The sequence below is a fragment of the Proteiniphilum sp. UBA1028 genome, from assembly GCF_002316955.1.
In the GTDB taxonomy this organism is placed as follows: Bacteria; Bacteroidota; Bacteroidia; order Bacteroidales; family Dysgonomonadaceae; genus Proteiniphilum.
The window spans coordinates 41,122-62,073 of the sequence record NZ_DCEN01000035.1 but is presented as its reverse complement, the minus strand read 5'-3'; the positions used below and the strand labels follow the sequence as shown (position 1 = coordinate 62,073).

Annotated in this window: 14 protein-coding genes; 7 read left to right on the top strand and 7 right to left on the bottom strand. The window is 48.0% G+C overall.

The window, feature by feature from the left end:
• The first annotated feature begins 113 nt into the window (after positions 1-113).
• Complete coding sequence (locus B3Z75_RS05575; RefSeq protein WP_294068504.1) at positions 114-3,032, top strand: putative LPS assembly protein LptD; 2,919 nt, start codon at positions 114-116, stop codon at positions 3,030-3,032.
• A gap of 10 nt (positions 3,033-3,042) precedes the next feature.
• Here B3Z75_RS05575 and B3Z75_RS05570 read toward each other — a convergent pair whose 3' ends face one another.
• Positions 3,043-4,311, bottom strand: coding sequence for a replication-associated recombination protein A (locus B3Z75_RS05570; RefSeq protein ID WP_294068503.1), 1,269 nt, complete (start codon positions 4,309-4,311; stop codon positions 3,043-3,045).
• On the bottom strand, positions 4,268-5,716 hold the full coding sequence (locus B3Z75_RS05565; protein WP_294068502.1) for a helix-turn-helix domain-containing protein: 1,449 nt from the start codon (positions 5,714-5,716) through the stop codon (positions 4,268-4,270). Before B3Z75_RS05565 ends, B3Z75_RS05570 begins: the two co-directional genes overlap by 44 nt.
• A gap of 477 nt (positions 5,717-6,193) precedes the next feature.
• Between B3Z75_RS05565 and B3Z75_RS05560 the strand changes: the two genes are divergently transcribed.
• The 3 genes from B3Z75_RS05560 (at position 6,194) to B3Z75_RS05550 (ending at position 9,230) form a co-directional block, all read left to right on the top strand.
• A complete protein-coding gene (locus B3Z75_RS05560) occupies positions 6,194-6,772 on the top strand; it encodes a hypothetical protein (RefSeq protein WP_294068501.1) in 579 nt (192 codons plus the stop codon).
• Between the two features lie 182 nt (positions 6,773-6,954).
• Complete coding sequence (locus B3Z75_RS05555; protein ID WP_294068500.1) at positions 6,955-7,923, top strand: bile acid:sodium symporter family protein; 969 nt, start codon at positions 6,955-6,957, stop codon at positions 7,921-7,923.
• The gene (locus B3Z75_RS05550) at positions 7,920-9,230 is read left to right on the top strand and encodes a 1-acyl-sn-glycerol-3-phosphate acyltransferase (RefSeq protein WP_294068498.1); all 1,311 of its coding nucleotides are present in this window, start codon (positions 7,920-7,922) and stop codon (positions 9,228-9,230) included. The genes B3Z75_RS05555 and B3Z75_RS05550 overlap by 4 nt, the downstream gene beginning before the upstream one ends.
• Positions 9,231-9,298: 68 nt before the next feature.
• Here the strand turns inward: B3Z75_RS05550 and alaS are convergent, their stop codons facing one another.
• On the bottom strand, positions 9,299-11,914 hold the full coding sequence (gene alaS, locus B3Z75_RS05545; RefSeq protein WP_294068496.1) for an alanine--tRNA ligase: 2,616 nt from the start codon (positions 11,912-11,914) through the stop codon (positions 9,299-9,301).
• Positions 11,915-12,216: 302 nt separating this feature from the next.
• Between alaS and B3Z75_RS05540 the strand changes: the two genes are divergently transcribed.
• The 3 genes from B3Z75_RS05540 to B3Z75_RS05530 all read left to right on the top strand — a co-directional run bounded on the left by B3Z75_RS05540 (position 12,217) and on the right by B3Z75_RS05530 (position 14,860).
• A complete protein-coding gene (locus tag B3Z75_RS05540) occupies positions 12,217-13,128 on the top strand; it encodes a class I SAM-dependent methyltransferase (RefSeq protein ID WP_294068494.1) in 912 nt (303 codons plus the stop codon).
• A 162-nt stretch (positions 13,129-13,290) separates the two neighbouring features.
• Positions 13,291-13,686, top strand: coding sequence for a MerR family transcriptional regulator (locus B3Z75_RS05535; protein ID WP_294068492.1), 396 nt, complete (start codon positions 13,291-13,293; stop codon positions 13,684-13,686).
• A 7-nt stretch (positions 13,687-13,693) separates the two neighbouring features.
• The gene (locus B3Z75_RS05530) at positions 13,694-14,860 is read left to right on the top strand and encodes an exo-beta-N-acetylmuramidase NamZ family protein (RefSeq protein WP_294068489.1); all 1,167 of its coding nucleotides are present in this window, start codon (positions 13,694-13,696) and stop codon (positions 14,858-14,860) included.
• Positions 14,861-14,946: 86 nt separating this feature from the next.
• On the opposite strand, the gene B3Z75_RS05525 is transcribed toward B3Z75_RS05530, so the two are convergent.
• The 4 genes from B3Z75_RS05525 to B3Z75_RS05510 form a co-directional block, all read right to left on the bottom strand.
• Positions 14,947-16,143: a glycoside hydrolase family 88 protein gene (locus tag B3Z75_RS05525; protein WP_294068560.1), complete on the bottom strand. Its 1,197-nt coding sequence runs from the start codon at positions 16,141-16,143 to the stop codon at positions 14,947-14,949.
• A gap of 47 nt (positions 16,144-16,190) precedes the next feature.
• On the bottom strand, positions 16,191-17,852 hold the full coding sequence (locus tag B3Z75_RS05520; RefSeq protein WP_294068487.1) for a glycoside hydrolase 43 family protein: 1,662 nt from the start codon (positions 17,850-17,852) through the stop codon (positions 16,191-16,193).
• On the bottom strand, positions 17,849-20,599 hold the full coding sequence (locus B3Z75_RS05515; RefSeq protein WP_294068485.1) for a hypothetical protein: 2,751 nt from the start codon (positions 20,597-20,599) through the stop codon (positions 17,849-17,851). Before B3Z75_RS05515 ends, B3Z75_RS05520 begins: the two co-directional genes overlap by 4 nt.
• Before the next feature lie 6 nt (positions 20,600-20,605).
• Positions 20,606-20,952 (bottom strand): DUF4986 domain-containing protein (locus tag B3Z75_RS05510; protein WP_294068483.1); only part of this gene is annotated, 347 nt, incomplete at its 5' end.

Sequence of the window (20,952 nt, the reverse complement as noted above, 5' to 3'; positions counted from 1 at the left end):
TTAAAAAAGCCTTAATCAATCTGTCTTAAGTTTCTTTTTATTATTTTTGCGGGGTAATCATTCATTTTGCGTAGTTTTGTGTGTGAAAACCATACGCAGGCTGCATTTACCGCATGAGGCAACTTTACAGTATCATATTTCTGTTTTTCGTCCTGACAATCTCATTTCAATGCTCTTCCGCCCGAAAGGCTACTGAAGCGACGAATCAGATAAGTCAAAGTTCCGCATCGGCTGCTCTTCCTTCCGACACGGAAAGAAAGGAGATTGCCCCACCCGATACGGCCACTGCCTCACCGTCTACACCCTCTTTGGCTGTTGCTCAACCCTCCGATTCGACTGTCCTGCCCACGAAGGCCGATTCGCTGAACACTGCGATTGCTACTTCCGATTCGCTTTCCATCACTGCACCGGACTCTTTGTCCGTCGACACACAGGATAGCCTATCCATGGAAGACCAAACACTGAAAGCAGCCGTTTTCTATACTGCGCAAGACTCCATGGTGTTCACCAGCGACAACATGGGATACCTCTACGGAGATGCCGACATCAAATATGGCGAAATGGGCATCAAGGGGGAATACATTACCGTGGACATGGACAGCAGCATCATCTCCTCCACTTTCGGAGTCGATTCGTTGGGCAAAGAGTTCGGCCTTCCTCTGTTTTCGGAAGGTGGCACGGAATACGAGATGAAAAAGGTACGCTACAACTTCGAAACAAGGAAAGCATTTATCAACAACGTGGTCACACAGCAGGGAGAAGGCAACATTGTGGCCAATGAGGCGAAGATGAATGCCGATAACTCGTTCTACATGCGGAATGCAAAATATACCACCTGCGACAAGCACGATCATCCTCATTTTTACCTGAATCTGTCGAAGGCCAAGGTGCGCCCCGAAAAAGATGTGGTGACCGGCCCTGCCTGGCTGGTGGTGGCCGACGTGCCCCTCTTCCCCGTCGTGTTGCCTTTTGCCTTTTTTCCTTTCACGAAATCATATTCTTCGGGAATCATTATGCCCAGCTATGGCGATGAGATGACACGGGGTTTTTACTTGCAAAATGGGGGTTATTACTTCGCATTGAGTGATTACATAGACCTGTCCCTGACGGGCGAGATCTACACAAAAGGATCGTGGGGTGCCGGAGCACGCTCCAACTACCGCAAACGGTATAAATATTCGGGAAACTTCAATGTCTACTATTTAAGCACGGTGACAGGAGAGAAAGAGTTGAAGGAGGTGGCGCCGGAAGCGTATTCCGTAGCAAAAGATTTGCGCATCAACTGGACCCACTCGCAGGACCCGAAAGCCAACATGTACCGCACCCTCTCTGCCAGCGTCAACTTCTCCACCAGCAGAAACAACCACAGGGACCTCAGCCGGCTCTATTCAAGGGAGGCATCCAACAACACAAAAAGCTCGAGCGTGAACCTCACACAACGTTTTCCGGACTCACCCTGGAGCATGTCGGCCACCATGAATATCAACCAGGTGTCGCGCGATTCAACCATTGCCGCCACGTTGCCCAACATCTCGCTCACCATGAACCGCATTTATCCGCTAAAAAGAAAAAATGCGGTCGGTGAAGAGCGATGGTATGAAAAAATATCGATGAGTTACTCCGGAGAGTTCCGTAACTCAATCACTACGAAGGAATATAAATTTCTGAAATCGAACCTTGTCCGCGACTGGACCAACGGTATGCGCCACAGTATCCCGGTAAGCGCCACCTTTACCCTTTTCGACTATATACAGATATCTCCCTCGTTCAATTATACCGAACGGTGGTATACCGGCGCCTATATGCAAGCCTGGGACTCCACCGCCAGAAGGCATGTCCCCATGGACACCGTTTACGGTTTTAAACGTGTCTATGACTACAGCACGTCGCTCAGTGCACAGACAAAATTATACGGCATGTACACCCCCTGGAAAATATTCGGAGATAAAGTCCAGGCCATACGTCACGTCTTCTCCCCAAGTATCAGCCTGAATTTCCGGCCCGACTTCGGCGACCCCAAATACAACTTCTACGAAACCTACTCATACAAGAATGAATATGGCGAAGATGTGGAATATACCTATTCACCCTACGCCTCCATGATGTTCGGGACGGCTCCCAGAGGACAAAGCGGAAGCATTGGCTTTGACTTCAAGAACAACCTTGAGATGAAGATACGTACCGACAAGGACTCCACCGGCGTGAGGAAGATAAGCCTGATCGATGATCTGGGCATCAGCTTCAACTACAACATGATGGCCGACTCCATGAAATGGAGCATGATCAACTCAAACATCCGCCTGAAGCTCTCCAAATCATACACATTAAGTCTGAATGCCACCTGGGATCCCTATCTTTACCAACTGGATAAAAACGGAAACCCACGACAGGTGGATAAACTCAGAATCCTCAACGGAAAAGGATTCGGAAAGCTGATGAATACGGGTACCTCCTTCTCCTATTCGTTAAATCAGGATACCTTCAAAAAATTATTTGCCCGCGGTGAAAAGGAGGGAGACGAAGGGGATGATAAACGCAATCTGGAGAACCAGCTGCCCGACGATGGCACGATGGGGGAAAACCCATATGAGTCGGCACAAAGGAAGGGCTCATCTCAGGGCACTGACGACTCAACGGGAGAATTCGACAGCGACGGATATCTGAAAAATGCAGTGAACTGGAATCTATCTTTCAATTACTCTTTGCGATACGGATATGGCGAGTTCGATAAGAAACGCCTGGAGTACAAAGGGAAACTGACCCATAATTTCGGGTTGAGCGGCTCCATACAACCGACCAAAAACTGGAACTTCACCTTCAATACCGATTATAATTTCGAGCTGAACAAGTTTACGAATATCAACTGCTCGCTTACCCGTAACCTGCACTGCTGGAGCATGTCGGCCAGCTTCATCCCCATAGGCCCCTACAAATCCTATAACTTCACCATCCGTGCCAACTCTTCGTTGTTGCAGGACCTGAAATACGAGCAACGCAATTCACCGTACGACCGCGGCATGAACTGGTATTAGTGAGAAGGCCTTACTTCTTATCGCCCCAGAGCTTCTTCATTAGCTCATGCATCTTCGCTTCGGCAGGATTGCGCTGAGGATCCCAAAATCTGCTGTTTTTTAATTCTTTGGGTAGATACTCCTGATTCACAAAGTTGTTCTCATAGTCGTGCGCATACTTGTACTCCTTCCCGTAATCGAGCTCCTTCATCAATGCGGTCGGAGCATTGCGCAGATGCAACGGTACGGGCAGATTACCGGTCTGCTCCGCCTTCGCGATGGCCGCGTCGATGGCAAGATAGGCTGAATTGCTTTTGGGGGATGCTGCCAGGTAGATGGTGGTTTCCGCCAGGACAATGCGTCCCTCCGGCCACCCGATCTTCTGCAATGTATCGAAACAGGCATTGGCCAGCAGCAGCGCATTGGGATTGGCCAGGCCAATATCTTCCGCGGCGGAGATGACCAGCCTGCGGGCAATGAATTTAGGATCTTCTCCTCCGGCCACCATCCTTGCCAGCCAGTAGATCGCTGCATCGGGATCGCTGCCACGGATCGATTTGATAAAGGCCGAGATGATGTCATAATGCATCTCTCCCCCTTTGTCATATGCTGCCGGATTCTCCTGAAGCCGCTCGGTAACCATCTTGTCGGTAATCACAACCTTATCGTCGCCACTGGCTTGTATGGCCAGCTCCAGAATGTTCAACAGCTTGCGGGCATCTCCCCCGGAGAAACGGAATAAAGCATCGGTTTCCTGCACATCAATCTCTCTCTCTTTCAGGATCAGGTCCTCCATAAGGGCACGATGCAGCAGCACTTCCAGATCCTTCTTCTCGAGCGACTTGAGCACATAAACCTGACAACGCGAAAGCAGCGGCCGAATTACCTCGAAGGAAGGATTTTCGGTGGTTGCTCCTATGAGCGTCACCGTTCCGGTCTCCACTGCATGCAGCAGCGAGTCCTGCTGCGATTTGCTGAAGCGGTGTATTTCATCAATAAAGAGAATGGGGGCAGCGTTGTTAAAAAAACGATTGCTCTTTGCTTTTTCAATCACCTCCCGCACATCCTTCACCCCCGAGTTGATGGCACTCAGCTTATAAAACGGTGCGTTCACCGTATTGGCGATGATATGGGCAAGGGTTGTCTTCCCTACACCCGGAGGGCCCCAGAAGATGATGGAGGGGATTCTTCCCGAATCAATCATCCTGCGCAATACAGCCCCCTTGCCGACCAGATGTTTCTGGCCGATAAACTCATCAAGACTCTGGGGCCGAAGCCGTTCGGCAAGTGGTGCGCTCATTTTGCTGCCCGTTTTTTTGAACCGGGTAAACAAAGATATCTATTTTTTCGTGAGTATTTATTTTTCGCGCCATCTCTTTTTCACGCCATTGCGTGGGACTACAACTCATTTCTTGTGTAAATGCCCTGCCAAAGACTGATGGGGAACTGAATCCGGATAGATCGGCAATGCATGTGATATTCAGATCGGAGCGTGACAACAGCAGATGTTTGCTTTCCGCAATACGGTAGCGCATTACAAATTGGTAAAAACTCTCTCCATAGCCTTCGTTAAACAGGCGCGAGAGGTAACTGCGGTTCAGCGGCAGGATTTCCATGGTATCCGTCAGTTTAAAGTCTTTGCGAAGATGCGGCTTCTCAGACAGCATCCATTGTTCCAGTTTTTCTCTGTATTCGGGTAGCTTATCGGCAAACAAACAATTTGTACCCGATCCTTTTTCCGGCATCAAAACCATATTCCCCTCACCCACCCTGCTCTGGCATCTTTTGCCAATTCCCATAACCTCTCTGATTTCGGCTTTCGTTTCGTCCAGTCCCACCTTGAAATAACCTTCGGGATAGGGATTTTTCTGAAATAAAACACGATAGAAACCATACAGGAAAAAGAGCAAAAAAATGATGTTATGCATCAGGACGCTGCGGATATTGTCACTCAAAACCACAATCTCGCAGGAAAGTGTAATCACCAGATTACCGAAAATATAATCGCCCAGCCATTTTATATCAATGTTTTCCATCGAAGCATAGTTGTTCTCGCACCATTCCTCATAATTGCTCCGGTAACGAAGCATTATCAAAAGTCCGAAAACAGGATAGACAAGCATGAACAACCGGAGCCACACATGAAAATTCCAGAATTCACCAAGCAAAGTTGCCCAGCTATCCACGGCAGGCAGAGACCCATGCTGCATTTTTGTGGCAAGCATAAATATCCCCGGGATAACAGCGGCAGGTAAAAACAGGAATGTGGCCCGCCTCAGTGTAAGCCACCCGGGGCGTAGCGCTTCAAGAGGATAGAGGAGAAATATATACGCATACACACTGCCATAAATAAGCATGGGAAGAGACAAGAATTTATACTCTACCACACCGGCATAACCGGTAGTCAACCCTTTGATGAGTGATAATAAATTGGTCAGTCCCACCATGCACATCACAAATGCGAACAGTGTGCGCGCACGCCCTCCGTTTTTTCGCATCATCAGCATGATCGATCCGCCGAGACAAAGAAAGCTCAACATCGAGATGATCGACCAACGAATGTATCTGAATGATTCAATGGGCATTTGCATCAACAAATGATGACCTACGGCAACAAGAATTAAAATAGCTGTATAAATAATTGTCCGTTTGTACTTAAGAAACAGTGTGAGTCGGTTGTTTGCGGGAAAGAGTTTTTGGGGCATAGCATTATTTTAAGAACATGCAAAGATAACATTCCGGCGGAATGAATGTCTGCCCCAACGCAAGAAAATAAGGAAAAAAGGGGGTTATTTTACGCAAAGCAAAGGGTTCTTTACGCAGAGCAAACAAGTAGATTCATCTTTTGCAGGGCGTAAGGTTGCACAGGCATTCGGGAAAAGATTTCTTTCGGCCGGGCTTGACTGAACGTAAATTGACCGGAAGCAAAATAACGACAAATGGAGGAATTCATTTTTTTACCGGGAGCAAGGTTTTTTTTACCCGGGGCAAATGGCACATTCTTGAGCGACCCGGGATTTATCTACTTTTGTCTCCCGCTTGGATTGATATGGATTATTCAAAAAAAGAGAGTTCGCCGCAAAACTGAATTCCTTATCAAGACATGATCTTATGCAATCAATAATTAATAACAGCGATAGCCGAAAAGCTTTACGAGTAGGCAATAATAAATTACAATTTTCATGATGACTAAAAAAACAATTATGACGCTTGTCATTGTCTTTGCAAGCGGAGCGTTGATGAGCATGCAAGCACAGAATCTGTTCTCCAAAGGAGAAAAAATTGCGAATCTAGGTATCGGCGTAGGGAGTTACTACGGAGGCGACGGATACTCAAGCAGTATTCCTCCTCTTTCGGCATCTTACGAGCAATGTATTCTCGACGGGCTCCTGGACGGCAAAGCTTCCATCGGCGTGGGAGGGTATATGGCATACACAGCCAATAAATGGGAAACGACGTATGCAAACTCCACGTACGGTTACAAGTACAGCTACGTTATCCTGGGTGCGCGCGGAGTTTTCCATTATCAGTTCATTGACAAGCTCGATACTTACACAGGGTTAATGCTGGGCTATAATGCCGTAAGCAGCAAGTATTTCGGCAGCTCCGGCAGTCACGCAACCGAAGCATCCACAGGAAGTGGCATTGGGTACTCCGCATTCGTGGGCGCACGATATCATTTCTCCGATAAATTCGGAGCTTTTGCCGAAATCGGGTATGGCATTTCTGCTCTCGAACTGGGTATTTCAATAAGGTTATAAGAAAGATCCGCCAAGAACCGGAAAGGCATTACAAGAAAAAAGGAACTGAATAACCCCCAAGATAAGATTTGAAGAAACCACAATTCAGTTCCTACAGGGTATCCAGACAGTGTTGGATACCCTTTCTTTGTTCGCAATATATATAAATTTTGTACCTTTGTGGCTTACAATCAAACAGTCCAATGCAGCTTACCCCGCTTCTATCCCTCTTCGGGAACTTAGAACAGTTAGACACCGTAAGGTTGAACTTCAATCAGGAAAGCATCAACCTGATGAATATCGCCATTGCTTTCATCATGTTCGGCGTAGCGCTCAGTATCCGTCCACAACATTTCAAAACACTGGCTTCACGCCCTAAACCGGTATGGATGGGTGTAATCTCACAATACCTGCTCCTGCCTGCTCTCACCTATTTGCTGGTACTGGTTATCCAACCCAGTACCGCGGTAGCAATGGGGATGATTTTGGTGTCTGCCTGTCCCGGTGGAAACGTCTCAAACCTCATCTCGGCCATCTCAAAATCAAATGTGACGTTATCGGTAAGCCTCACAGCCATTACAACTGTCATGAGCCTGTTTATGACTCCGTTTAATTTCGCCTTCTGGGGAGGGCTCTATGCCAGACACTCTCCCCTGCTGGTACCGATATCCATTGACCCGCTGGAGATGTTTCGCACCGTCTTCCTGATCCTGGGCATCCCGGTAATACTGGGTATGTTCGTGGGCATGAAATTCCCGAAGCTTGTGCGAAAAGTAGACAAAACCGTACAGGCTGCTTCGGTCATTTTCTTCGTAGGTTTTATCGTCGCTGCCCTGGCGGGTAATTTCAGCATCTTTCTCAAATACATTCATCTGATCTTTTTCATTGTATTGCTGCATAACGGACTGGCATTTATAGCAGGTTATTTTGTGCCAAAAGCAATGAGGGTATCCGAGATCAATTGCCGGTCCATCTCGATAGAAACAGGTATTCAGAACTCAGGGCTCGGACTTGCGCTGATATTCAACCCCCGGATTTTTCCTCCCGAGCTTAACCTGGGTGGTATGGCCTTCATTGCAGCATGGTGGGGCGTGTGGCATATTGTGGCCGGGCTCCTGCTGGCTTTTTACTGGAGAAGACGTCCCATTGCATTCCAAACGAACACGTTATGATTTATCGATACGACTTCCGGTATGCGCTGGCCAAGTTGCCCGTCAACACGGCCCTAAGGTTGAATTTCAGAAAGATGGTATTCACAGGAAGAAAAGAAAATGTATCGCGTGAGAAGCCGGTCATTTTTGCCCCCAATCACCGCAACGCACTGATCGACGCATTGCTGCTCGTTTATTCCTCGTACCATCTCAAACAGATTGTCTTCCTGGCTCGTGCCGATATCTTTAAACAAAAATTTGTCGCATGGATGCTCCGGGGAATGCGCATCATGCCTGTTTTCAGGATGCGGGACGGGATAGATAACCTGAACAAAAACAACGAGATTTTTCGAAATGCTGCGCGGATCCTGAAAAAGAACAATCCGTTGGCACTCTTTCCGGAGGCAAGGCATAACCCGAAACAGTCACTGCTGCCCATTCAAAAAGCCGTTCCACGCATTGTACTGCCCACCGAGGCATCTCTTGGCTTTCAGCTGCACAGCCAGATTGTTCCCGTATCTATTTACTATCGCGATATCTTTGGCTTTCTGTCGGACGTATATGTCACCTTCGGCACGCCCATCGAGGTATCGGAGTACAAGGAGCTGTACGAAGAAAACCCGAGCCTTGCAATTAATCAGCTGCGGCAGGATATGGAAAAGGGACTTCAGTCGATGGTAGTCAATATACAAAACGATGCATTTTATGACGAGTATCTCCATGCCATTGACTGGAACGCCGATAAAATTGCACGGGAGAAATATGCAGAGCGAAAAGAGGGTTACCTGCAGGCATCACTGCATATTGTAAGGGCCCTTGATGATCTTTGCGAAAAGAACCCTGCCGCATTTGACACAAAGATTGCCGGTTTTCGTGAGGCACTCCATATTCTCAAACGCCATGCTCTCACTCCCAAGGACCGTTTGTGGGAGCCCTGCTCCGCGACAAGTCTGGTTGCCCGCCTCTCGGCTCTTATCCTGACTGCCCCGGTGGCTCTGTTCGGATTTCTGAATGGTCTCTTCCCGATACTTCTCAATAAAAAGCTACAGGGCTTTTTCAAGGATAAACAGTTTATTCCGTCGGTAAGGTATGCGGCGGGACTGTTTTTTGTGCCGATATTCGACCTCATCCAGTCATTATCCGTGGGATTCATCAGCCACAACTGGCTCCTAGCCTTTCTCTATTCGCTGGTGATGCCGGCCACTTTCTATTTCGCCCTTTACTGGCGGAAATGGCGGAAAGCGGCACTGAGAGACCGAAAAGTGCAGCAGTTCGTGAGACAGCAGCCCGAAACATGGAAGCAAGTGCTGAAACTCATTCAGTTATGACCCGAAGCGAATACCGCACAAAGTGGAAACACTACGGCCACAACCCGTGAATCGGGTGCACAGCTCCATCAATCTCTCAACTTCCTGACAATTACCTCCACGGCGGCATTCAGCCCGTCGGCATTCTTACCTCCGGCGGTGGCAAAATGAGGCTGCCCTCCGCCGCCGCCCTGAATGAACTTGGCCGCTTCGCGCACCATATTGCCGGCATGAAATCCCGCGGCAACCAGGTCGTCGCTCAGCATGACCGTGAGGCTGGGCTTCCCGCTTGAGGCTGTACCGGCAACAAAGAACATCTTTTCCGGGAACTCCCCTTTCAGTTGAAAAGCAATGTCTTTCACCACGTCGGGAGCACCTATCGGCAGTATCACCCGGAAGAGATGTACGCCATTGACCACCTCTTTCCGCTCGATAATCCGCTGCTTCAGCTGCACGGTCTTCTCTTTCACATAGCCTTGAAGTTCCTTTTTCATCTCTTCGTTGTCGGCAATCAACCGATGCACTCCCTGCATAATGTCGGGTACATTGTTAAGCAGATTCTTGACCTCCACCAGCGCATCTTCTTTCGCATAAAGGTAATCCTCACACACCTTGGCCGTAACTGCCTCAATGCGTCTTACACCGGCAGAGATGGCGCTTTCGCTCACAATGCGGAACGTACCGATGCGTCCGGTGGAGGAGATGTGGGTGCCACCGCAAAGCTCAATAGACGTCCCAAATCGGACGGTGCGCACATCGTCGCCATATTTCTCCCCGAAAAGTGCCATTGCCCCCTGGGCTTTGGCCTCCTCAACGGGTACGTGCCGATGTTCTTCTATCGGGAAATTGTTCCTTATTTTAGCGGTCACCTGTCTCTCCACTGCGCGAATCTCTTCGGGCGTCATCTTCTGAAAATGGGAGAAGTCGAACCGCAACACCTCGGGCGAAACATACGAACCCTTTTGTTCCACATGCTTGCCCAGCACCTCACGCAATGCTTCGTGCATCAGGTGGGTGGCAGAGTGGTTGCATTCTGTGGCTGTTCTTTTTTCTGTATCAATACGAGCAGTGAAGGTGGCCTCTAACTTTTCCGGCAGTGTATGGGTAAGATGTACGGCCAGGTTGTTCTCCCGTTTTGTATCGAACACGTCTATTTTCTCTCCCCCTTCTGAGATCAGCCAGCCCGAATCGCCTACCTGCCCACCCATCTCCGCGTAAAAAGGGGATCTGGAAAGCACAATCTGGTAAAACAACTTGTTTTTCTGCTTTACGGCACGATACCGAAGAACCTGTGCAGTACTTTCTGTTTCATCATAGCCCACAAACTCCGGCTCGCCGTCGTGCACCTTTGTCCAGTCGCCCGTCTCCACAGCAGCTGCATTGCGGGCACGTTGTTTCTGTTGCTGCATTTCGGCATTGAAGCCTTCCACGTCGACCGTCATCCCATGCTCGCGCAGGATCAACTCGGTCAGGTCGAGAGGAAACCCAAAGGTGTCGTAAAGCTGAAAAGCCACTTCGCCACTCAGCACGCCCCCCTTTTCCTCGGGCATATTTTTTTCCAGCAGCCTGATACCGGTCTCCAGGGTACGCAGGAAAGATTCTTCCTCCTCTTTCATCACTTTCCCAATAAGTCCCTGCTGGGCAACCAGCTCCGGGTATGCCTCTCCCATCACGTCGATCAATGTGGGAATAAGCCGGTGCATGAACGGTTCGTGCATATTCAGGAAGGTATATCCGTAGCGAACGGCGCGACGCAGGATACGACGAATCACATATCCCGCTTTGGCGTTCGAAGGCAGCTGACCGTCGGTAATGGAAAAAGCGATTGTGCGCAGATGGTCCGCAATGACCCGCATGGCGATGTCTTTTTTATCGTCCTCACCATAGGTGGCGTTGCTAATCTCTCCGATTGTGCGGATGATGGGTTGAAACAGGTCGGTGTCGTAGTTCGACAACTTCCCCTGCACTGCCATGCAGAGACGCTCAAAGCCCATGCCGGTATCAATTACTTTTGCCGGTAGCGGCTCCAGTGAGCCGTCGGCCTTCCGGTTGTATTGCATAAAGACCAGGTTCCATATTTCGATAACCTGCGGGTGACTCTGGTTCACCAGCGTGAGTCCGTCTACTTCGGCCCGCTCGCTTTCGGGGCGCAGGTCGATGTGGATCTCCGAGCAGGGGCCACAGGGACCGGTATCGCCCATCTCCCAGAAATTATCCTTTTTATTTCCATTGATGATCCGCCCTTTGGGAAGGTATGCCTCCCAATAGGCGGCAGCCTCGTCGTCCCGCTCCAGTTGCTCCTCTGCAGCACCCTCGAAGACGGTGACATACAAACGGTTCTTATCGAGCTTAAGCACTTCCGTCAGATACTCCCATGCCCAGGCGATCGCTTCTTTCTTGAAATAATCTCCGAACGACCAGTTACCCAGCATCTCGAACATGGTGTGGTGGTAGGTATCGTGTCCCACCTCCTCCAGGTCGTTGTGCTTGCCGCTCACTCGAAGGCACTTCTGTGAATCGGCTACCCGCGGATATTTCACCGGGGCATTCCCCAGGATGATATCTTTGAACTGGTTCATGCCGGCATTGGTAAACATCAGCGTGGGGTCATCCTTGATCACCATCGGCGCCGAAGGCACAATGTGGTGTTCTTTCGACTGAAAAAAGTCTTTATACGACTGGCGAATCTCTTTGGAAGTCATCATACAAATTTATGTTACACGTAAAATAGTGTGGGGTAAGCGGAAGAGGGTTCAAAACGACCGCATCCGGCGTAATCTTTTCGCCTCATATCTTCCCACGACCTTTTACTCTCTATTTTTATTCGAAACAAAGTGCAAAAATACAGGAAAAACTTCGTATCCCCAAGTGTATGAATAAAAACCACGACAGTTCTGCTTTGTGTATCCAAACGAAACTCTCCGGATCGGCTGAGCATGATAATAAGAAGAAAAAAGTTTGTCTTTCCCCCGAATAGTCGTACTTTTGGAACGTTTAATCAGATTATATGTCGGCGATAAATATTGAAAAGTGTCCCCTTTGCGGCAGCCCGGATTTAAAAAAAGTTTTTGACGTTGTGGATCACTTCTCAAGCGGTGAATCTTTTCCGGTCTGTGATTGCAGAAGCTGCGGATTTCGCTTCACCAATAATTTTCCTTCGGAGGATCTTATCGGTAAATATTATGACTCACCGGACTACATCTCTCATTCGGATAGCGACAAAGGAATAGCCAATAAGCTTTATCACCTCACAAGAAGATATATGCTGGCCGAGAAGGCCAAGCTGGTTTCTTGCTACGCAGGGGGTGAACCCGGCAGGTTGCTGGATGTAGGATGCGGAACCGGATACTTCCTGCAGACTGCCAAGGAAAAAGGTTTTACCGTTACCGGCATCGAGAAAAATGAGCGGGCCAGAATGCATGCTATCACCCGTTTCGGATTGGATGTCAAAGACGACAAAAGTTTTTTTGATATTGCAGACGGATCATTCAATGTGGTCACACTCTGGCATGTGCTTGAACATCTGGAACACCTGAATGAGAGCATAAAAAAGGTTCGTGACATTCTCACTCCCGATGGCATCGCCGTGATGGCACTGCCGAACCATCAGGGTTACGACGCACGGTTTTATCAGACTTCCTGGGCTGCCTACGATGTACCGCGGCATCTCTGGCATTTCTCCGCCAACGCCATTGAAAAAATGCTCAATAAGCATCGTCTGAAAATCATGGATATACGGCCCATGCCTCTGGATGCCTTCTACATATCCCTGTTGAGTGAAAAGTACAGGGAGAGCAACACGCTAGTACGATATGGAAGAGCATTTATGGTGGGAATTGCCGGTTATCTCTGTTCTTTGCGCAACGTGGAACAGTCGAGCTCACTGATTTATATCGTTAAAAAAAAATTGATGTTGTAGGTGCGGCGAAGGACAAAAATATTTGTCGATTCTTTTGAAAAAAAGTATTTTTGAATGTTCACCCAACACTGAAAACAGAACTCCATACCTCTACAGGTGTAACGATTGTTCCGAAGGAACGGGAAACTGATTGCTGACTACTGAAAACTGACAACGAAAATTATGGGCAAACGAAAAAAACCAATCCAATTTGAAGAGAAGCGACTCTTCTACTCCATCCAGGAAGTAGCCGCCCATTTCGCGGTAAATGTCTCCCTGTTACGTTTCTGGGAAAAAGAGTTCGAGAATATCCGTCCACGTAAAACAGCCGGCGGCACCCGCCAGTATACGCGGGAGGATGTTCGGGAAATAGAGATTGTATATCATCTCGTAAAAGAGAAGGGGATGACCCTGGAGGGTGCACGACAGACTTTGAAATCAAAAAAGGATGAGGAGATAAAACGTGCTGAGGCAGTAGCGAGGCTTACAGAAATAAAAAAAGAACTGCTCCTGCTCGAAGAGGAGTTCGATCAACTACACGCACATCAGAAATACACAAAAAAAACCACGGAAGAATAAAAACGTAATGAAAAAAATTCTAGTCTTGCCTTTCATCTTCTTGGCAGCTTTTGTCTTTGCAGAAAATTGTGTACCGGTAAAGACGGGAGCAGAGCTTACCGATATTTATTTCCCCCTGCTGAAAGGAAAACGGGTGGCGGTGATGACCAACCAGACCGGCATGTCAGGCGATGTGCATTTGGTGGATATGCTGATTGGGAATGACATTAATTTAGTGGGAATTTTCTCTCCCGAACATGGGTTCCGCGGCACCGCCGACGCAGGTGAGCATGTATCCAGCTCGGTGGATGAGAAGACCGGCATCCCCATCTGGTCGCTCTACGGCAGCGGTAGCGGAAAACCTGCAGCCGACAAAATGAACGCGTTCGACATCCTGCTCTTCGATCTGCAGGATGTGGGACTCCGTTTCTATACCTACTACGCCAGCATGGCACGGCTAATGGATGCCTGTGCGGAGCACGGCAAAAAAATGATCGTGCTCGACCGCCCCAACCCCAACGGCATGTATGTGGATGGACCTATCCTCGACATGAAGCATAAGTCGGGTGTGGGTTGGCTGCCCATCCCCGTGGTGCACGGCATGACACTGGGCGAGCTGGCGTTGATGATCAACGGCGAAGGATGGCTGCCGGGGGGCAAGGTGTGCGATGTAACGGTCATACCCTGCAGAAATTACACCCACCAGACGCGCTACAAACTGCCCATCGCTCCATCGCCCAACCTGCCCAATACCCACGCCATCTACCTTTACCCCTCTACCTGCCTCTTTGAGGGGACAGTGATGAGCCTGGGCAGAGGCACCTCCTACCCCTTCGAGGTATATGGACACCCCGGCTACCGCGGGTCGGACTTCTCCTTTACCCCACGGAGTGTGCCGGGAGCGAAAAACCCACCACTACTCAACCAAAAATGCTACGGCGTTGATCTGCGAGCTATGCCCGACGAACAGATTGTTCAAAACGGCTTCGACCTTTCCTATGTGATCGATGCATACCATAACCTGAACATGGGCGACAAATTTTTCACCTCGTTTTTTGAGAAGCTGGTCGGTGTGGATTACATTCGTAAAGAGATCATCGCCGGGAAAACGGCAGAGGAGATCAAAGCAAAATGGTTTTGCGACGTGGTAAAGTTCAAGCAGCAACGCAAACCCTACCTGCTGTATCAGGAATAATTCATCATCCTGCTACTTCATTTCCTCTGACTCCTCCTATTTTAATTTTACGTTGTGAGTGTGAACCTATTTCAGGACGAGACAGGTCAATCTTTCATCCATTTCTTCAATCGGGTCAGTGCTTCAATATAATAATAATCGGCATAATTGATCGATGCGTTTACTTCCGAACCATTGGGTTTATGGCCCACGGAACGAAGTAGAAAGGCCGAGTTTGTTTCTCCGCTTCGATACTCAGGCGACGAAAGGGACATCAGCATTTTTAGCGCTGCATCCCGATATTCTTTTGCTTTTGCGGGTGTATCTTCCAATTGCGCCAGTTCGATGAGTGCAGATGCCGTAATGGCTGCTGCTGATGCATCTTTGGGTTCGTCGGGTATGTTGGGAGCATCGAAATCCCAGTAAGGAACATAATCTTCGGGTAACCGTTTAAGATAAACATCCGTTACTTTTTCAGCAAATCGAAGGAATTTTTTGTCCCTGGTCTCCCGATATACCATCGTATAACCATAAATCGCCCAAGCCTGGCCACGTGCCCACATTGTTTCATCGGCATAACCCTGATGCGTGATCCCTTTGATGAAATGCCCGTCGATGGTATCGTAGACCACAACATGGTAATTGCTGCCATCCTCCCTGAACTGGTATTTCATGGTTGTTTCGGCATGCTTTGTGGCAATATCATAAAGTTCTTTGTTCCCACCGTTTGCAGCAGCCCAATATAACATTTCAAGGTTTAACATATTATCCATGATGGTGTTGTGCGGCCAGTTATTCGGCTCCACTTCACGGGGCCACGAAAGGATCGTACCTGCTCTGGGATTGAATAATGTAGCCAATGTGTCGGCAGCGTTCAGGATAATCTGCTTGTATTTTTCGTCTCCCGTCAGCCGGTATCCATTTCCATAGCTGCAAAACAATTGAAAGCCCAGATCGTGGTCGTACGCGGGAAGGGTGGTCAATGGTTCCAATATATCGGTGTAATGCCTGGCCGCGTCCAGCACTTCTTCACTTTTCGTATTTTCGTAGTCGTACCACAATATACCGGGCCAGAAGCCGGCTGTCCACTCTTCTATCCTGACGGGAACAAGATTCCAGTCGGATTGTCCGGACAGGATGTTCCGTGGCATCATGGTGCTGTCGCCAATTCGACTTAATGATTTGTTAATTTGCCTTTTACAGTAATTCAATTCGCTATCCACATCGAAAGTATGATTGGCTACTTTCGGTGTACACGCACAAAAGGAAATGGCCATCACCAATCCCGACATCACATTCTTGATTTTCATTCTTGTCGCTAAAAAAATTATTATCTATTTATTTTCATTCTCTATTTTTCTACGTTGAACCAGTCTGCGTCAACCCAGGAACGACTTGTTCCCCGCTCCTTATTCAGGATGAACAAACCGGTTTTTGCACCGATCCATTTACCCTGACGTGCTTTGAATGTTTCGGGAAACGATTGGAAACTCTTTCCATCAACACTATAGGCAAATGTGCAGATACCTCCATCGGCAACTTGTATCCGTAGCCAGATTTCCACACTGGGTATAAGAGTCTTATAATTGTATATCTCGTTGACTTTTATCTTTTTCAGGTCGTTTGTCGAAACTGTTTTTTCGGATGTACCCTGCTCTGCTTCTTTACAGATAGTATAGGCCACGGCGTAGCTTTCTTTTGTTTTTACCAGAGCAATGTGTGCATAATCCCATCCCATCATGATCAATCCTGCCTTATCACCTTCGTTCAACAGTACGGCCGACAGTTTCGTGGTAGCTGTAAACACGGGAGCGGGAAGTTTTTGAAGCAACAGATTGGGAATATCCCAAAAATTGACAAAATTCTCGGGATAGTATTGTCCATACATACGCAAATAGCCATTTGATGAGGGAAATGCCCAGGCTTGTTGCGGATTGGCATGCCAGGTCCATTGCAAACCTAGCTTGGGCGAGTTGAATTCATCACTCTCTACAGGTGTTTCCACCGGATAAGCAGATCCCACGTCCGGTTTTTTGTATGTCCGTACCGGTTCTCCGACATGATTTTCATCATTGATTCCCATTACAGGCCAACCCTCTTTCCACGTAACCGGCTGCAAATGAGCAACACGTCCGTAAGCACCCTGATCCTGAAAATGCAGAAACCACCATTCGCCAGTCTGCGTTTCTACCAGTCCTCCCTGATGAGGGCCGTTAATAATGGTTCTTCCTTGTGCCAGTACGGTTTTTACTTCATAGGGTCCATAAATGTTTTTTGACCGTAAGGCCAGTTGCCATCCCATCTCCACCCCGCCAGCAGGTGCAAGCAGGTAATAATAGCCATCTTTCTTGTAGAATTTTCCTCCTTCTACGGTATGGTTTATACCGTCGTTACCATCGAAGAGCAATGTCTCTTCACCGATTACCTTTGTACCGTCGGCATTCATTTCACAAACAGTTATGATGCTGTTCAAACCCGCACGGCTTCCCGCCCAGGCATGTGCCAGATACACTTTCCCGTCGTCGTCAAAAAGCGGGCTCGGGTCGATACGTCCTTTGCCCGGAAGGAGAAGGATCGGCTTATCCCAGGTACCGAGTATATCTTTTGTCTTTACCACATAGATACCGAAATCGGGATCGCCCCAATAAATCATGTATTCTCCTTCGTGATACCGGATACAAGGAGCCCAAACGCCCCTACCGTGTTGCGGTTTGTTGAAAAAACCTTCGGGAACACCATCCAGCTTCAGATCCTTTAATGCGTAATTGACAATCTGCCAGTTGATCAGATCCCTGGAATGCAATATCGGCAGACCGGGCACACAATTGAAACTCGATGCGGTCATAAAAAAATCATCGCCCATACGGATCACATCCGGATCGGAGTAATCGGCATAAAGGACCGGATTCTGGTAAGTCCCGTCGCCCTGATCAGATATCCATACTTTCGACTGGTACTGTGCATTTGCCTGCATACCAACCAACAGGCATATCATGATAATACCATTTCTCATAGCTTTATCTTCTGATAAGTAGTTACATTCATTTTCCTTTTTGTTCCGTTTGCCCGTATAATTGAGACAGGTTTATCGCAGGTAAAATAGTACTCTCCGTTTTTATATTCCAACACCGCATTCGTTTTCTCTGCCGAAGTGATGCAAAATCCTTTTCCCTCAACAGAGACTCCGTTACCCATGAAGAGGGTGAAATCACTCCCTTTCTCACTGACCACTGCATAGGTTGCATTTGCCGACAAGCCGTTATAGGATACTTTTTCCTCTTTTACCGATGAGAAAATATAATCGGTGCGTCCAGATTTACTTTTTACTGCCAGACCGACAAAATCGGGCGAGATGCTTTGCTTATTGTCAGGGTCAAATGAGGTAATTACATCAATTGAAGCTCCCTCGTTTTCCGTCGTGGGTTCGAATATGGAAACAAAGGGATGATCCCATGCTTCGCCATGCTGGCGGGCCGCAATGGTGAGGTACGGTTCCTTATCAACCTCATACGGAAATCCATGATTGCCACGAAATGCCTTACAGGGCGGCGCCTTGATGGAGAATACCTCACGCCCCTCATATCCTTTCATCCACAGGTTCATATATACATTATTCCCATCCGGAAAACTCATTTTCCATATCGCCCGATAATCATCGGCTGTTCTTGCCGACTGCTTATCCCACATATAATCCAGTGCAAACAGATGCCCTCCGGCAAAACCCATCTCATTGCTCGGCTGCAGGTCCAATGCATTTCCTTTTATATCACGGATAAAAAGTTCCTGACCGAGATTATGATAAAAGTAATCGTGAAATTTATCGTCGCCCCGTTGTTTTTTTGAACGAAATATGTCTACATAATATCCGGTATTATCGCCGGTGCTGACAATACTCAGGAGCCGATTCTGATCGCTGCGGCTTTCGGGTTCAATAAAATAAACCTCCGAGTAGGTTAGTTCAGGATAATAGCCTTCTTTTCGACCGGATTGAGGATAACTGGCAAGGAGGTCGAACGGATGATTACTCAGCATCTCCGGATATTTTGATATGCCGTCCACCATCACCGTGTTGTGCGCGGGAAATTGCGAGTAATACTCCAGATAGGGCTTTTCAAAGTAGGATGAACCGATGCCCGATTCAGCTCCCAACACGTATCCTTTGCCATACAGCTCCATGGCAATGCCATTTGAATGCGCATGGTTGCCGTAGGAGGCATATTGCGAAATCATCAACCCCTTCTGTTTGTCATCGTATTTATTACGTTGCACGAACCAGCTCACGTTGGGCGCATAAAATGTTGGCGTGATATAATCGGTCAGTATGCCCTTTGCAATGTTCTTGTCGGGTGAAACCGGTTTTGCCGTAAAGAAAGAAGCGACTTGTGCCGGGAGGTTTTGTGATTGTCCGCCTAGTTGTTCCACATGCTGATCAAATAGTCGCCACATCTTCGTAAAAAGTATCTCATCCTCCCGGTTGCCATATTTCCGGGCCAAATTGATCAACCCTGCAAAAGCTTCCGTATTGATCCCTCCGTAGTAGGTATCACCGAACGCTGATATCATGTTGTTCGGGAACAGATATTGTGGCAATACTTCTACTGCCTTTTTCATGACAGGCGTATAAGTCAACAGGTTCTGGTTGAAGGTATTGTCATAATCTCGTATAAAATTCACCAGATCGCGTGTCACACCCTGTGCATAGCCGGGGCATTCGTTCCAGATTCCGGTATTGTCATCATATCCGTATTTCAGGAAATCGGAAAGAGACCAGTGGCGGGCAGATGTACGGTTCAGAATATAATCGATGTAATATTCACGCCCTTTACCGTCGGCATAATGGTGATTGTCTTCAAGCACCATGCCCACATTCAATATGAATTTGGACTTGTGCAGGTTCCAGTTATTGTGTGGCACTCCATTCTGAATGGAAATATCGATCCATTTCTTGAAGGTAACGGCATAATGCTGGATGAGATCCGGATGATTCTTTTCAATATACGCATAGAGAAAATCGTAGGTATACGCCAGCTCGTTGAGGATACGCTCCTGAATGACTTCGAAAGTGGACAAGCCGACAAGCGTTTGGGCATGACCGTTACCCAAATCAACGGGTTCGTTCCGATAATACATACCCATCATGTAGGTGTTGAATATATCGAACGCAAAACGGGCATATTTCTCCTCTCCGTTGATCCAATAAACAAAGGATGCATCTTTTGCCAGGCGCATGATCTCTTCATTCACACTTTCGATGGAACTGCCCGACACATTCGATTGCTCCGACCATTCCAGAGGGTTGCCTTCTTTTGCCGTATTATGGAAATAGACACCTTTGGTATCATCCATATAAGGAACAATATCCTCTAATTTAGGCCGCTTAATAGGTGAACTCACGCCACGTGTACTACCGAAACGGACGGTAGGCACGGGCGCCTCCCCGTCGGCATGGGAATAAACACCCCCATTGATATATACCTGGGTAGCTTTGCTCTTCCAGTACATCATCAGTCGGGAATACATCCAGTCGGGTTGCTGTTCTGTTTTTTCCACATATGGGTCGATACGTTTCAGAATTCCCGCCATCACGTTTTCCGCCCACTCTTCGTTTTTCATCAGTTGCTTAACCGTTTCTCTCTGCCCGTTGGTCGTCATCAGTCGTGGATGACCCTGCGGAAGATTTTCGGGCAACGGGATTGTACTCTGTGTTGTGACAGAAGTACAACACAAGATGGCAATTATGATTGTCCCTATCGTTTTCATGCTGCTCTATTTTAATAAGTTCCAATATACGACGTACCGCTGGTGATGTATCTTATAAAGCGGTTCGAGACGAATATTTTCATTCAATACATGAAACACTAATTTGTCATTGTCCGAAGGCTTGATATACCGGTTCAAGTCCTTCTTGTCGAGCTTCAATACCGTCGTCAGATTGGCAGGAACATGGTAATCATAGGTATAGTAATCGTTATGCCGATGCGGGTCGGAAAATGGTGCTGGAGCATGCATGCCCTCGGTACCCATCGCACCAGCCAATACAATCGGACCGTACTTCACTGCAAAGACATCGGGATTGTCATTGGCTTCGGCAACCTGCAATGACATCGGATAAT